This window comes from Enterobacter sp. GD03975, from assembly GCF_029838645.1.
GTDB classification, from domain to species: domain Bacteria; phylum Pseudomonadota; class Gammaproteobacteria; order Enterobacterales; family Enterobacteriaceae; genus Enterobacter; species Enterobacter quasihormaechei.
In genome coordinates this window covers 85,414-99,095 of the sequence record NZ_JAOBZC010000012.1, presented here as the reverse complement: position 1 = coordinate 99,095, position 13,682 = coordinate 85,414, and the positions used below count along the sequence as shown (strand labels likewise).

Below are 13,682 nucleotides of genomic sequence, written 5' to 3'. Positions count from 1 at the left end.
TTTATCTGGAGGTTGTGAATGGCAATTGCACTGGTCACCGGCGCCAGCCGCGGCATTGGTAAAGCCACCGCGCTACAGCTGGCAAGCGAAGGCTACACCGTAGCGGTGAATTTTCATCACAACATCACCGCTGCGACGGACGTTATTAATCAGATCGTGGACGCGGGCGGTCAGGCCTTTGCCGTGCGTGCGGATATCAGCGATGAAGCGCAGGTGATGGCGATGTTCGACAGCATCGATCGCGAAGGTGAGCCGCTCGCCGCGCTGGTGAACAACGCCGGAATTCTGTTTGAACAATCCACCCTCGAAAACCTCTCCGCTGAGCGTATTAACCGCGTGCTGGCCACCAACGTCACCGGCTATTTTCTCTGCTGCCGTGAGGCGGTAAAGCGCATGTCGCATAAACACGGCGGCAAGGGCGGCGCAATTGTGAACGTCTCTTCGGCGGCGTCACGCCTGGGCGCGCCCGGGGAATATGTGGATTATGCCGCCTCCAAAGGGGCGGTGGATTCCCTGACGACCGGCCTCGCGCTGGAGGTCGCGGCGCAGGGCATTCGCGTGAACTGCGTGCGGCCTGGCCTGATTTATACCGATATTCACGCCTCCGGCGGCGAGCCGGGGCGTGTGGATCGGGTGAAGTCTCTGTTACCCATGCAGCGTGGCGGACAGCCGGAGGAGGTCGCCCAGGCCATTGCCTGGCTGCTGAGCGACAAGGCCTCCTATGTCACCGGCAGCTTCCTGGAGCTGGCCGGCGGGAGGTAGCGCTACGACGCCAGCCACAGCCGCAGGCGCATCCCCCAGCTGCTGGTCCAGCCGGTGGTGATCGACGTCACTTCACCGTGAGAGATCACCACCAGCGTGGGCGTCACCTGAACGTCCCACTGACGCGCCAGCTCTCCGCTGGCGTCGTTGACCGTGGGCATCGCAGCCTTCTTCTTCCTCATCCATGTTTCGAGCGTCGCGTTATCACCTGAGCGCAGCGCAACCGACATCACGTTACCCCCGTCCGCGGCCAGCGCCGCTACCGACGGCGTGGTGTAGCGACAGACGCCGCACCACGTCGCCCAGACGTAAACCAGCAGCGGACGCTCCTCACTCATGGCGATAAGATCGACGGTCTCGCCGTCGAGGGTTTGCAGCGTGGTGGATGCGAAGTTCTGCGGCAGCGCGGGCTGGCGGAAATAGTCCACCGCCAGGCTCACGGCTACGCCAATCAGCAGCCACACGGCCAGCTCGCGCAGCAGGCGCGGAAGCTTACCTGCCACGGGCGTTTGCCAGCTGTTCTTTGACCAGCCCCTCCAGATCGTCATAAGGAATGGCGCCCGCCACCATCTGGTCACCGATGATGGTTGCCGGCGTACCCTGAATATTCAGCACCTGCGCCAGGATCAGGTTCATCTTTAGGCTGTCCATGGTTTTATCATCCGTTTTAATGCCGTCCGTTCCGGTTTTGACCCGCGCGGCGGCGATGCTGGCGTCATCGTGATAGCCTTTTTTCATCATCAGCCGCTGGTGGAGCGCCCAGAATTTGTCCGGCGCCTGCTGCCACGTCGAGAGCGCCGCCTTAGCGGCATTCACCGAGCTTTGCCCCTTAAACGGCAGCAGTTTAACGATGAGCTGCACGTCGGGATTATCACGTACGATTTTCTCCAGCATCGGGTCGAACTGCTTGCAGTAAGGGCAGTTGTAGTCCGTGAAGGAGACGATGGTGAGCTTCGGCGACGTCGCGCCGGTGCGCGGGCTGGCCGGATCGTTGAACAGCAGCGCCGCCAGCTGGTCATCGGAAGCGTCCTCTGTCGGCGCGGCAAAACTGAACGCCGATAAAGAGAGCAGCAGTAAGGCGATAAACGTGCGCATATTATTTTCCTTTCGCATCGGACAGGGTGCTCAGCACCGCTTCACGGCTTAACAGCGGGGGCAGCACGTGGCCCTGCGGTAACCCTGGTCCGTAAATCTGGTTAAACGGTACGGCGGCGCTGCCGCGCGTGGTTAAGAACTGGCTGATGGTATCGGAGGGGCGGCTCCAGTCACCGCGCAGGGCAACAACGTCCGGGGCGGAGAGCGCATCCTGCACGTCGTCGCGCAGCAGCACGTTGTATTTATTGGCTTTACAGGTCACGCACCAGTCGGCGGTCACGTCGACGAACACCCGTTTGTTCTCTGCCAGCGCCTGGGTGATGGCCTGCTCGCTGAGCGGCTGCCAGTGAATGCGATCGCGCCGGGCCCCCTCGCTGCCGGAGCCGGAAACAAACGCAACCGCCCCGGCCACGACGATGGCAAACGCTCCGGCGCGCAGGGCCGTTTGCCAGCGATAGCGCCAGGCGGTGACCAGCAGCAGCGCAAGGATGAGGAGCACACCCAGCGTGATAACGGGCAGGATGCCGATATGCACCGTCAGCAGGCTCAGCAGCCACAGCGATGAGCCAAGCATCATCATCCCCAGCACGACGCGCACGACGTTCATCCAGCGTCCCGGGCGCGGCAACCGCTGTGCCAGCCCCGGCCAGGCCGCCACCAGCAGCCACGGCAGGCTCATGCCGATGCCCATTGCCAGGAAGATCCCCCACAGCAGAGGAAGCGGCGACGCCAGCGCGACCGATACCGCTGTGCCCAGGAACGGCGCGGTGCAGGGCGTTGCCAGCAGCGTCGCAAACGCGCCCTGCCAGAAATGGCCTGCCAGACCGTTTCCTCCGCGCGTGGCGAGGAACGTGCTGGCCCCGGAAGGGAGGCGGATTTCAAACAGCCCCAGCAGGCTGGCGCTGAAAAGCACCATCACCAGCGCCATCGCGCCAATAAACCACGGATTCTGGAACTGGATCCCCCAGCCAAGCGCCTGATTGCCTAAGCGTAAAACCGTCATCATCAGCGCCAGCGCGAGGAACGACATCACGATCCCGGACACCGAAGCAAGAAACTGCCTGCGCACCTGACCGCGCGCCTGCCGTTCGGTTTGCATCAGCGTGCCCAGCTTCATGGCCAGCACCGGCAGCACGCAGGGCATAACGTTGAGGATCAGACCACCAGCCAGCGCCATCAGCAGCACCCAGCCTAACGAGAACGCGGGGGCGGCGCTGCCCGGCTGGATCTCCACGCGGGACTCCTGCGCCTGGCCGCTGTCGGCGAGCACCAGCGACAGGGTTTTCCCGCTGAGGCTGGGCGCGGCCTCGCCCCAGCTGTCCGTCACGGGCACGGTGGCCACCAGCGAATCACCGCGCACGGCGAGGGTCGGCTTGCCGAAATCCACGTCGTCCATGCCGTCGATAAACAGCGACGGCGCCTGCCAGCCAGCCTCACGCTGCGCCGTTACGGTCAGCTTGCCGGGGGCGTAGGTGGCGTTCAGCGTTGAGGTCAACCCGCCGCTGAGCGGAAGGGTGCCCATGGCCCGACTGAAATCGTAATCAAAACCGGCGCCTGCGGATGCGGTCATGTTCAGCGAGAACGGGTAGTCAGTAAGAATACAGACGTTGCTACAGGTGGAGAGCGTCAGCACGCCGCTCAGGATCTTCGGGACGTCGCCCCGCAGGGTGATGGGAAAGCTCACATCGCCGTGATAGCCCTGCGTGGTGATGCCCGCGACGTCGAAACGCTGCGGCGTAGGCCAGCGCCAGATCGCCTCAACGGGTTGATGCCAGGTAATGGCGGGTGCGACGCCGCCTTCGCCCGGCGAACGCCAGTAGGTTTTCCACCCTTTTTGCAGGGCGACGTCCAGCAGCAGGCGGGTTTCGCCAGTGCTTTCGGGTTGCGCACGCAGCCTGACGCTGGCGTGCTGATTATCGGCGGCGCGCAGCCAGCCGCTGTCGGCAGCCTGGCTGAGGGGCAGCCATAGCCAAAGCAGGCAGACCAGCAGTCGCCTGAATACAGTAAACATAAATTTTCTCCGTAAATGATAAATTAACCTGAAGTGACAGGCGAAGACTCATTCACGGAAGACGCATAATCGCAGATGCACCCGTAACCGGGGCGGGGAGATAACGCGGGGAGGCCACTGCCGCTCGCGGCGCGGCGGAATGGCTGCCAGTAACGCCAGCAGCAGGGTAACGGCAAACAGGGCGCCTTCAAACAACACCGGCGGGACCGACATCAGCGATTTGGCGCTAAGCTCACACGGGGTGACCGGTGCGTCGGAACTTTCCTGCCCCTGCTGGACAGACTGGCTTACGGCGGTGACGTTCATGACAAGCGCGTGCATCCCGGCCATCCGCTGGGCGGTGCATATCAGCACCACCAGGCAGGCCAGGGCTACAAGCAGGATAGCGTTGCGTTGTCGCTTAATCATGTTCGCCTCTAATATTCAGGACGCCTATATTATCGGGCGAACATCTTTTGGCAACGCAAATGCTGTAAAGAAGTGTCTGGAAGATAAGCGGTTTGCCCTCTCCGGTTGCTGAGAGGGCGAGCGATTACAGCGTTTCGCCGTTGCTGGCAATGACGGTTTTATACCACTCGAAGCTCTTTTTGCGTGAGCGGGACATGTCGCCTGTGCCGTCGTCGTGCTTGTTAACGTAGATAAAGCCGTAGCGCTTGCTGTACTGGCCGGTGGTGAAGGAGACGCAGTCGATGCAGCCCCACGGGGTGTAGCCCATCAGATCCACACCGTCCCAGGTCACGGCCTTCATCATCTCTTCCACGTGGGCGCGCAGGTAGTCGATGCGGTAGTCATCGTTGATGCTGCCGTCCGCTTCCACTTTGTCGTAGGCACCGAAACCATTTTCCACGATAAACAGCGGCTTCTGGTAGCGCTCGTACAGCTCGCACAGCGAATAGCGCAGGCCCACAGGATCAATCTGCCAGCCCCAGTCGGACGCCTTCACGTGCGGGTTCGGCACGCTGCCCTCGAAGCCGGAAATGGCGTCGCCGGTGCCGCCTTCCGCTTTGACCGCGTTGGTCATGTAGTAGCTGAAACCTAAGTAGTCGCAGGTGCCTTCACGCAGGATTTGCTCGTCGCCCGCTTCCATTTTGATGGAGAAGCCACGGCGCTCCCACTCGTTCAGCACGTAAGACGGGTAGTAGCCGCGCAGCTGAACGTCGGTAAAGACGTAGCGCTCGCGCATGGATTCCTGGGCGAACATCACATCTTCTGGCTTACAGGAGTAAGGATAGAGCGCCACCATCGCCAGCATGCAGCCGACCTTCATCTCCGGGTTGATGCGGCGCGCGGCCTTCACCGCCAGCGCGCTGGCCACGAACTGGTGGTGCAGCACCTGGTACATGGTCTCTTCGGGGTTATCGTGCTCGGTATACACCACGCCGGAGCAGCAGTAGCCGAACAGCGGCGCGCGCCAGTTGCGCTGGTTGTTGATTTCGTTGAAGGTCATCCAGTATTTGACCTTATTTTTGTAGCGCTCAAACACCACTTCCGAGAAGCGCACGAAGAAATCCACCACTTTACGGTTGGTCCAGCCGCCGTATTCCTGAACGAGGTGCAGCGGCATTTCAAAGTGGGAGAGGGTGATCACCGGCTCGATGTTGTACTTCAGCAGCTCGTCGAACATGTCGTCATAGAACTTCAGCCCCTCTTCGTTTGGCTGAGCTTCATCCCCTTTCGGGAAGATGCGCGTCCAGGCGATGGAGGTACGGAAGCATTTGAAGCCCATCTCGGCAAACAGCTTGATGTCTTCTTTGTAATGGCCGTAGAAGTCGACGGCCTCGTGGTTCGGGTAATATTTGCCTTCAATCACTTCCTGAGTGATTTCACGCGGAACGCCGTGGGCGCCGCCGGTGAGGACGTCGCAGATGCTGGGGCCTTTGCCGCCTTTGTTCCAGCCGCCTTCAACCTGGTGCGCCGCCACCGCGCCGCCCCATAAAAAATCTTTCGGTAAGGTGAGTTTTTTCATCTTTGCTATTCTCAATTCAGGACTTATTGATTTCGAGTCTAGCAAAGCGGAATTAAATGTCACGATATAACAATTTGCGGAAATTGTAATTTGTCACATCAAAAAAACAGGGTGTTTTATTCTGTTAATTTCTTCGCCAGCTTGCGACCTAATGATTCCAGAATATAGATCACAGGAATTTGGGTGGTGATATCGTAAACGCCGCCGATTCGCGTTTGCGGAACGTGCCAGGAGAGATTGAAGTCTGCCAGCTTCGCGAGACGAGAGTGTTCATGGCTGGTGATAGAGAGCACCTTGCAGCGGTGCAGGCTGAACTGGCTGGCAAAGCGTAAGATCTCTTCGGTTTCGCCGGAGACGGAGAGCACAATAGCCAGCGCATTTTTAGCCATATCGTTCGTGACCGGGAAATAGGGATCGTCAATATGGTTGCTGAATTTGCCGATATTTGAAAAGAAACGTGCGCCATATTTTGCCAGCGATCCGGAGGTGCCTGCGCCGACGAAAATAATGCGCTCGGACGATAAAATAATATCGACGGCCTCATTTAATAACGTATCGAACTCTTCGTTATTTACGCTTTTAAAGAAGCTGATAATTTCGCTGGCGCCAAAATTTGCCTGCTGCGGCTCGTTCTGCTCCAGGTAGAGCTTAAAGCGCACGCGGAACTCAGAGTAGCCATCGCAGTTGAGCTTGCGGCAAAAGCGCAGGATGGTGGTAGTGGAAACGCCCGCCGCATCCGCCAGCTCGCGGATGGTCATATACATCACTTTGTCACGGTTCTTAATGACATAGTTGTAGACCATCATTTCCAGATTGTTGAGGCTGGCAATGGCGGAATGGGTGAACATACTCACAATGGCTAAACTCGCTGTCGGACACTATTCCTGAATCATACCATGCCGCCCGGCGGCGGGAGACGGTTTTATCTCATTGATTACTCAGGCGTTAATGAAATCATTTACATCTGTACGGCGGATTGTTTTTTCATTGCATTGAATTATAAGGATAAATCTTTATTGTGGATTTATTTTAGCTAACAGGTGTTCACTGGAATCATTCTCAGTTAGCATAGACTGGCGATGAATAATCATCTTTTGTTTTCCCGGAGTTAAGTATGGTGAGCAGACCATTAATCGCACAGGGATATTCACTGGCTGAGGAAGTAGCCAACAGTATAAGCCATGGCATTGGCCTGGTGTTTGGGATTGTCGGTTTAGTATTGCTGCTGGTGCAGGCGGTGGATTCCAACGCCAGCGCGATGGCCATCACCAGCTACAGCCTCTATGGCGGGAGTATGATCCTGCTATTTCTGGCCTCAACGCTGTATCACGCTATTCCGCACCAGCGGGCGAAGATATGGCTCAAGAAATTTGACCACTGCGCTATCTATCTTCTTATTGCAGGCACCTACACGCCGTTTTTGCTGGTGGGGCTCAACTCACCGCTGTCGCGTGGCCTGATGATTGTGATCTGGAGCCTGGCGCTGCTGGGGATCCTGTTTAAGCTGACCATCGCGCACCGGTTCAAAGTGCTGTCGCTGGTCACCTATCTGACAATGGGCTGGCTTTCGCTGATTGTGGTGTATCAGTTAGCCATTAAGCTTGCGGTAGGGGGCGTGACGCTGCTGGCGGTGGGCGGGGTGGTTTACTCGCTGGGCGTGATTTTCTACGTTTGTAAGCGCATCCCGTACAACCATGCGATCTGGCACGGCTTTGTGCTGGGCGGCAGCGTGTGCCACTTCCTGGCGATTTATTTGTATGTGGGGCAGGTGTAGTTTGTTGTCGGGTGGCGGCTTCGCCTTACCCGACCTACGGGATCTGTAGGCCCGGTAAGCGGAGCGCCACCGGGCGCTATTGCCTCACTCTTCCAGTGAATACGGCAGCGGCTCAATGCTGAGCGTGTTCGCATCATCCCGCACGCGGAATACGCTGTCGGGCTCCATATCATTATTCATGACAACCTGCACCAGCAGGCGGCCATCATCGAGCTGTACGGCGGCTAACACGGTGCCGGTACGACGCCAGTTTTCACCCATCTTCATCTCGAGATCTTCACCCGCTTCCGGCACGCGGCTGGCGTGGCCCGCCAGCGTCCACAGGGCACGTTTGTTCGCGCCGCGGAATTTCGCCCGCGCTACCATCTCCTGACCGGTATAGCAGCCTTTCTTAAAGCTGATACCGCCCAGCGCCTGGATGTTGGTCGCCTGCGGGATAAACTGCGCGCTGTTTGCCGCGTCAATCACCGGCAGGCCCGCTTCGATGTTCAGCGCCAGCCACTGCTGGCTGTTGTTGAGCTGCGCTTCACCGCGAAGCGCGTCGGTGACGCGTTCCGCCGTTGCCACGTCTGTTACCAGCAGGAAGCGCTCCGCCGGGTGCTCGAACCACAGAATGGAGGTCGCTCCCTCGCTGACCACCTGTTTTTCGGCATCCGGTAGCTCGGCAAACAGGTTTTTCAGCGCTGCACGTGCCTGGAAACCCGCGACCCCCAGCAGGACGTGTTCATCGTCCGGGGCGATAGTGACTTTAGAAAAGACTGCATATTTTTTCAGCTCTTTGAGCTGGGCGTCACGCAGGCTGCGGCGCTCAATGAAGGCGAACCCGTCCTGACGGCGGAACAGACGCAGGTTGCTCCACATTTTGCCTTTTGGATCGCAATGGGCGACCAGCAGATGCTGGTGTTCAGTCAACTGCGCCACGTCCGCTGTGACCTGGCCTTGCAGGTATTTTTCGCTGTCCGCACCGGTCAGTGTCGCCAGTGCCCAGTCATCAAGAGTAATCAGCGTCAGCGGCAGACGCGCAGAGGCGGCGGGCTGGCGAGGAGAAAATGGTGTAAGTGCCATAGTGATGTCCTGAATTGCTTAACGCTTTGATAATACCTAATGGTAAAAGAGACTGTATTCATTGCAAGCGCTTTCAGCAGGCCATTCGTGCCATTACCTGGTTATGCGTAGCGCTACGCAAAATAGTGTAATCCACTGTCTTAATAGGGATTATTCTGGAAGCCTGCTCGTAGTTCGCAATATTCCAGTAAAGAAACGGTCAAAAACACGTTACACTACCAGGTGTCCCGGAAAGCAATAATGAATACCGAACGGGATACCGACTGTGCCAAACGTAATGCAGGAAACAGAACATGGATATTAACAACAAGGCCCGTATTCACTGGGCGTGCCGTCGCGGCATGCGTGAACTTGATATCTCCATCATGCCTTTCTTTGAGTATGAGTACGACAGCTTAAGCGATGACGATAAGCGTCTGTTTGTCCGCCTGCTTGAGTCTGACGATCCGGATTTATTCAACTGGCTGATGAATCACGGCAAGCCCGCCGACACCGAGTTGCAACGGATGGTGCAATTAATTCAAACACGGAATCAGGAACGTGGTCCTGTGGCAATCTGATCTTCGCGTCTCGTGGCGCTCACAGTGGATGTCGTTACTGCTCCACGGACTGGTCGCGGCATTGGTGTTACTGGTGCCGTGGCCGCTTAGCTACACCCCTCTGTGGTTGCTTTTGCTGTCGTTTGTGGTGTTTGACAGCGTGCGAAGCCAGCGTCGAATCAACGCCCGTCAGGGTGAAATTAAGCTGCTGATGGATTCTCGCCTGCGCTGGCAGGGAAAAGAGTGGGAGATGATAGGGACGCCGTGGATGCTCAACACCGGGATGATGCTACGGCTGCGTCGGGTTGAGGACAATCGACGCCAGCACCTGTGGCTGGCAGCAGACAGTATGGATGCCGCGGAGTGGCGGGATCTGCGCCGGCTCATCGTGCAACAGCCGACGCAGGAGTAAATCAGCTAAACTGCTCGGCCATCTCACCCAGAATTTGCTCGCACCAGGTCTGGAGGCGCTCGTCGCTGAGATCGTACTGGTTGGTTTCATCCAGCGCGAGCCCGACAAACAGCTGGCCGTCGGCAATGACGGGTTTTGGGCTGGTGAACTCATAGCCTTCCGTAGGCCAGTAGCCGATAAACGTCGCGCCCTTTGGCGCCAGTTTGTCATGCAGCATGCCGAGCGCGTCGAGGAACCACTCCCCGTAGCCCAGCTGGTCGCCCATGCCGTACATCGCAATGATTTTGCCCTCGAAATTGACCGTATCGAGCCGATCCCAGATGGCTTCCCAGTCTTCCTGAATCTCACCAAAATCCCAGGTTGGGATGCCCAGGATCAGCACATCGTACTGCTCCATCAAGGCGACCAAGTCATCTTTCAGGTTATGCAACGTCACCAGTTCCGGGCCAATGATGTCGCGAATTTTCTCTGCCGCCATTTCGGTGTAGCAGGTGCTGGAACCATAGAACAGACCAATATTCATCGCGTAACAATCTCAATTCTTGCTATGACTTTGCGCGTAGTGTACCAGAAACCGATGGCGATCAGGCATAATGGCCAGATTGCAGAACCAAAGGGGCTGATGTGGAAAAGGATCTCGCACTCATCGAACAGTTTCTCGACGCGCTGTGGCTGGAAAAAAACCTCGCTGAAAATACGCTCAGCGCCTACCGCCGGGATCTTACCCTGCTGGTGGAGTGGCTGGCGCACCGGGGGCTGACGCTTGAAAGCGCGCAAAGCGATGACCTGCAAGGGTTACTGGCCGAGCGGATGGAAGGGGGGTACAAAGCCACCAGCTCCGCGCGTCTGCTGAGCGCCATGCGCCGCCTGTTCCAGCACCTTTATCGCGAGAAGATCCGCGCGGACGATCCCAGCGCACTGCTGGCATCGCCTAAACTGCCTCAGCGGCTGCCAAAAGATCTCAGCGAAGCACAAGTTGAGAGATTATTACAGTCGCCCGCAGTTGACCTTCCGCTGGAGTTACGCGATAAAGCCATGCTTGAACTATTGTATGCCACGGGCCTGCGCGTTTCCGAACTGGTTGGCCTGACGATGAGCGATATCAGCCTGCGTCAGGGCGTGGTGCGCGTCATCGGTAAAGGGAACAAAGAACGGCTGGTGCCGCTGGGTGAAGAGGCGGTCTACTGGCTGGAGACGTATCTGGAACACGGGCGTCCGTGGCTGCTGAACGGCGTTTCCATTGATGTATTATTCCCGAGCCAGCGCGCGCAGCAGATGACGCGACAAACGTTCTGGCATCGCATTAAACATTACGCCACACTGGCGGGTATTGACAGTGAAAAGCTGTCGCCGCACGTTTTGCGTCACGCCTTCGCGACGCATCTGTTAAACCACGGCGCTGATTTACGCGTGGTGCAGATGTTGCTTGGACACAGCGATCTTTCAACGACGCAGATTTACACCCATGTCGCGACGGAACGCCTGCGGCAGCTACACCAACAGCACCACCCTCGCGCGTGAGTGCCGACGAATTGTTACAGGATCATATATGAAAAAGTCTTTAGCGCTGTTCACCCTGCTGGCAGCTTCAGTTTCCGGATTTGCCCATGCGGACGATGCCGCCATTAAACAGTCTCTGACGAAACTCGGCGTCGCCAGCAGCGAGATCCAGCCATCGCCGGTGGCTGGCATGAAAACGGTGCTGACCAACAGCGGCGTGCTGTACGTGACCGAAGACGGTAAGCACATCATTCAGGGGCCAATGTACGACGTGAGCGGCGCGCAGCCGGTGAACGTCACTAACCAGCTGCTGATGAAAAACCTGAACGCGCTTGAAAAAGAGATGATCGTCTACAAAGCGGCGCAGGAAAAACACGTCATTACCGTCTTCACCGACATCACCTGCGGCTACTGCCACAAGCTGCATGAAGAGATGAAAGACTACAACGCACTGGGCATTACCGTGCGTTACCTGGCCTTCCCACGCGCCGGCGTGCAGAGCCAGCCCGAGCAGGATATGAAGGCGATCTGGTGTGCGAAAGACCGCAATAAGGCCTTTGATGACGCGATGAACGGCAAAGGCGTGAAGCCTGCGTCCTGCGATATCGACATTGCTAACCACTACGCGCTGGGCGTCCAGTTTGGCGTGAGCGGAACGCCAGCCATTGTGCTGAGCAACGGTTACGTGGTGCCGGGCTATCAGGGTCCAAAAGAGATGAAAGCGTTCCTCGACGCGCATCAGAAACAGACGGGCGGTAAGTAATTCGCGTGAAAGCCCCGATAAAACTGCGCCGCCGTGAAGCGGTTGATACGGCCGATTTACCCGCCGACCTTCCTCCGCTGCTAAAGCGGCTGTATGCCAGCCGCGGCGTGCGAACGGCAAGCGATCTTGAGCGCAGCGTCAAAGGCATGCTGCCCTGGCAGGCGCTGAGCGGCATCGAAAAAGCGACCGACATGCTCTACGACGCGTTCCGTGAAGGGACGCGGATTGTCGTGGTGGGCGATTTCGATGCCGACGGCGCAACCAGCACCGCGCTGAGCGTGCTCAGCCTGCGTGCCCTGGGCTGCGATAACGTGACTTATCTGGTGCCGAACCGGTTTGAGGATGGCTACGGCCTCAGCCCGGAAGTGGTCGATCAGGCCCACGCCCGTGGCGCACAGATGATCATGACCGTGGATAACGGGATCTCCTCTCATGCGGGGGTCGATCATGCCCATGCGCTGGGGATCCCGGTCCTGGTCACCGATCACCACCTGCCAGGAGAAACCCTGCCGGCCGCCGAAGCCATCATTAACCCCAACCTGCGCGACTGTGATTTCCCGTCGAAATCGCTGGCCGGGGTAGGGGTGGCGTTTTATCTGATGCTGGCGCTGCGCACGTTGCTGCGCGATAAGGGCTGGTTTGAGTCGCGCGGGATAGCTGTGCCGAACCTGGCGGAATATCTCGATCTGGTGGCGCTGGGAACCGTAGCGGACGTGGTGCCGCTCGATACCAATAACCGGATTCTCACCTGGCAGGGCTTAAGCCGTATTCGCGCAGGTAAATGCCGTCCGGGGATCAAGGCGCTGCTGGAAATTGCCAACCGCGATCCGCTTAAGCTCGCGGCCAGCGATTTGGGCTTTGCCCTCGGCCCGCGCCTGAACGCGGCGGGGCGGCTGGACGATATGTCCGTTGGCGTCGCGCTGCTGCTGTGCGACAACATCGGCGAAGCGCGCGTGCTGGCCAACGAGCTGGACGCGCTCAACCAGACCCGTAAAGAGATTGAGCAGGGGATGCAGGCCGAAGCGCTGACCCTGTGCGAAAAGCTGGAGCGCAGCGGCGATACCCTGCCGGGCGGGCTGGCGATGTATCACCCTGAATGGCACCAGGGCGTGGTGGGCATTCTGGCCTCACGCATCAAGGAGCGCTTCCACCGTCCGGTGATCGCGTTTGCGCCTGCCGGGGACGGCACGCTGAAAGGCTCCGGACGCTCGATTCCGGGGCTGCACATGCGCGACGCGCTGGAGCGTCTCGACACGCTTCATCCGAACCTGATGATTAAGTTCGGCGGCCACGCAATGGCCGCGGGCCTGTCGCTCGAAGAGGCGAAGTTCGACGAATTCCAGCGTCTGTTTGGCGAACTGGTCACCGACTGGATCGATCCGTCGCTGTTGCAGGGGGAAGTGGTTTCTGACGGTGAGCTTTCCCCGGCTGAAATGACCATGGACGTGGCGCAGATGCTGCGCGATGCGGGCCCGTGGGGGCAGATGTTCCCGGAGCCGCTTTTCGACGGGCGTTTTCGTTTGCTGCAACAGCGTATTGTCGGCGAACGCCACCTCAAAGTGATGGTGGAACCGGTCGGCGGCGGGCCGCTGCTGGACGGCATTGCCTTTAACGTTGATACCTCCATCTGGCCGGACAACGGCGTGCGCGAGGTTGAGTTGGCCTATAAGCTGGATATTAACGAGTTTCGCGGTAACCGCTCCCTTCAGATCATCATCGACAATATCTGGCCAATTTAGCGTCAGTAATCTCTATAAAAAAGGGCGTGGATTCGGTACAATCCCGCTCTTATCAC

General features: G+C 58.3%; 15 protein-coding genes. 7 read left to right on the top strand and 8 right to left on the bottom strand.

Annotated features, from left to right (window positions below; translation table 11 throughout):
• The first annotated feature begins 18 nt into the window (after window positions 1-18).
• A complete protein-coding gene (locus tag N5C09_RS17545; RefSeq protein WP_279749545.1) occupies window positions 19-762 on the top strand; it encodes an SDR family oxidoreductase in 744 nt (247 codons plus the stop codon).
• Between the two features lie 2 nt (window positions 763-764).
• On the opposite strand, the gene N5C09_RS17540 is transcribed toward N5C09_RS17545, so the two are convergent.
• From N5C09_RS17540 to N5C09_RS17515, 6 genes are all read right to left on the bottom strand, one after another.
• Window positions 765-1,265, bottom strand: coding sequence for a protein disulfide oxidoreductase (locus N5C09_RS17540; protein ID WP_236328721.1), 501 nt, complete (start codon window positions 1,263-1,265; stop codon window positions 765-767).
• Window positions 1,255-1,857 carry a DsbA family protein gene (locus tag N5C09_RS17535; protein ID WP_279749544.1) on the bottom strand — a complete coding sequence of 201 codons (603 nt, stop codon included), beginning with the start codon at window positions 1,855-1,857 and terminating at the stop codon, window positions 1,255-1,257. Before N5C09_RS17535 ends, N5C09_RS17540 begins: the two co-directional genes overlap by 11 nt.
• Window position 1,858: 1 nt before the next feature.
• Window positions 1,859-3,868 carry a protein-disulfide reductase DsbD domain-containing protein gene (locus N5C09_RS17530; protein WP_279749543.1) on the bottom strand — a complete coding sequence of 670 codons (2,010 nt, stop codon included), beginning with the start codon at window positions 3,866-3,868 and terminating at the stop codon, window positions 1,859-1,861.
• Window positions 3,869-3,916: 48 nt separating this feature from the next.
• Entirely contained in the window at window positions 3,917-4,276 is a 360-nt protein-coding gene (locus N5C09_RS17525) for a hypothetical protein (RefSeq protein ID WP_063451991.1), read from the bottom strand.
• Window positions 4,277-4,400: 124 nt separating this feature from the next.
• The gene (gene bglA / locus N5C09_RS17520) at window positions 4,401-5,834 is read right to left on the bottom strand and encodes a 6-phospho-beta-glucosidase BglA (RefSeq protein ID WP_063867889.1); all 1,434 of its coding nucleotides are present in this window, start codon (window positions 5,832-5,834) and stop codon (window positions 4,401-4,403) included.
• Window positions 5,835-5,950: 116 nt separating this feature from the next.
• Window positions 5,951-6,682, bottom strand: a complete 732-nt coding sequence (locus tag N5C09_RS17515) for a MurR/RpiR family transcriptional regulator (RefSeq protein ID WP_193035105.1) — start codon at window positions 6,680-6,682, stop codon at window positions 5,951-5,953.
• A gap of 266 nt (window positions 6,683-6,948) precedes the next feature.
• Between N5C09_RS17515 and N5C09_RS17510 the strand changes: the two genes are divergently transcribed.
• Window positions 6,949-7,608 carry a hemolysin III family protein gene (locus tag N5C09_RS17510; protein WP_047729440.1) on the top strand — a complete coding sequence of 220 codons (660 nt, stop codon included), beginning with the start codon at window positions 6,949-6,951 and terminating at the stop codon, window positions 7,606-7,608.
• An 84-nt stretch (window positions 7,609-7,692) separates the two neighbouring features.
• Here N5C09_RS17510 and ygfZ read toward each other — a convergent pair whose 3' ends face one another.
• A complete protein-coding gene (gene ygfZ / locus N5C09_RS17505; RefSeq protein ID WP_279749541.1) occupies window positions 7,693-8,673 on the bottom strand; it encodes a tRNA-modifying protein YgfZ in 981 nt (326 codons plus the stop codon).
• Window positions 8,674-8,966: 293 nt separating this feature from the next.
• On the opposite strand from ygfZ, the gene sdhE reads away from it, so the two are divergent.
• Together sdhE and N5C09_RS17495 are read left to right on the top strand one after the other, a co-directional pair.
• Window positions 8,967-9,233, top strand: coding sequence for an FAD assembly factor SdhE (gene sdhE, locus N5C09_RS17500; RefSeq protein ID WP_003863437.1), 267 nt, complete (start codon window positions 8,967-8,969; stop codon window positions 9,231-9,233).
• Complete coding sequence (locus N5C09_RS17495; protein WP_063451987.1) at window positions 9,214-9,624, top strand: protein YgfX; 411 nt, start codon at window positions 9,214-9,216, stop codon at window positions 9,622-9,624. Before sdhE ends, N5C09_RS17495 begins: the two co-directional genes overlap by 20 nt.
• Before the next feature lies 1 nt (window position 9,625).
• Here the strand turns inward: N5C09_RS17495 and fldB are convergent, their stop codons facing one another.
• Entirely contained in the window at window positions 9,626-10,147 is a 522-nt protein-coding gene (gene fldB, locus N5C09_RS17490; RefSeq protein WP_279749540.1) for a flavodoxin FldB, read from the bottom strand.
• Window positions 10,148-10,248: 101 nt separating this feature from the next.
• Between fldB and xerD the strand changes: the two genes are divergently transcribed.
• The 3 genes from xerD to recJ are packed head-to-tail and all read left to right on the top strand — an operon-like array spanning window position 10,249 to window position 13,626.
• Window positions 10,249-11,145 carry a site-specific tyrosine recombinase XerD gene (xerD, locus tag N5C09_RS17485; RefSeq protein ID WP_003863442.1) on the top strand — a complete coding sequence of 299 codons (897 nt, stop codon included), beginning with the start codon at window positions 10,249-10,251 and terminating at the stop codon, window positions 11,143-11,145.
• 28 nt (window positions 11,146-11,173) lie between these two features.
• The gene (gene dsbC / locus N5C09_RS17480; RefSeq protein WP_063451984.1) at window positions 11,174-11,887 is read left to right on the top strand and encodes a bifunctional protein-disulfide isomerase/oxidoreductase DsbC; all 714 of its coding nucleotides are present in this window, start codon (window positions 11,174-11,176) and stop codon (window positions 11,885-11,887) included.
• 5 nt (window positions 11,888-11,892) lie between these two features.
• On the top strand, window positions 11,893-13,626 hold the full coding sequence (gene recJ / locus N5C09_RS17475) for a single-stranded-DNA-specific exonuclease RecJ (protein ID WP_279749539.1): 1,734 nt from the start codon (window positions 11,893-11,895) through the stop codon (window positions 13,624-13,626).
• Window positions 13,627-13,682 lie beyond the last annotated feature (56 nt).

Excerpts from the sequence above, each read along its gene's own strand:
- N5C09_RS17545 (WP_279749545.1), top strand. The coding sequence starts at position 19 with ATGGCAATTGCACTGGTCACCGGCGCCAGCCGCGGCATTGGTAAAGCC.
- N5C09_RS17535 (WP_279749544.1), bottom strand. The coding sequence starts at position 1,857 with ATGCGCACGTTTATCGCCTTACTGCTGCTCTCTTTATCGGCGTTCAGT.
- N5C09_RS17530 (WP_279749543.1), bottom strand. The coding sequence starts at position 3,868 with ATGTTTACTGTATTCAGGCGACTGCTGGTCTGCCTGCTTTGGCTATGG.
- N5C09_RS17525 (WP_063451991.1), bottom strand. The coding sequence starts at position 4,276 with ATGATTAAGCGACAACGCAACGCTATCCTGCTTGTAGCCCTGGCCTGC.
- bglA (WP_063867889.1), bottom strand. The coding sequence starts at position 5,834 with ATGAAAAAACTCACCTTACCGAAAGATTTTTTATGGGGCGGCGCGGTG.
- N5C09_RS17515 (WP_193035105.1), bottom strand. The coding sequence starts at position 6,682 with ATGTTCACCCATTCCGCCATTGCCAGCCTCAACAATCTGGAAATGATG.
- N5C09_RS17510 (WP_047729440.1), top strand. The coding sequence starts at position 6,949 with ATGGTGAGCAGACCATTAATCGCACAGGGATATTCACTGGCTGAGGAA.
- ygfZ (WP_279749541.1), bottom strand. The coding sequence starts at position 8,673 with ATGGCACTTACACCATTTTCTCCTCGCCAGCCCGCCGCCTCTGCGCGT.
- sdhE (WP_003863437.1), top strand. The coding sequence starts at position 8,967 with ATGGATATTAACAACAAGGCCCGTATTCACTGGGCGTGCCGTCGCGGC.
- fldB (WP_279749540.1), bottom strand. The coding sequence starts at position 10,147 with ATGAATATTGGTCTGTTCTATGGTTCCAGCACCTGCTACACCGAAATG.
- dsbC (WP_063451984.1), top strand. The coding sequence starts at position 11,174 with ATGAAAAAGTCTTTAGCGCTGTTCACCCTGCTGGCAGCTTCAGTTTCC.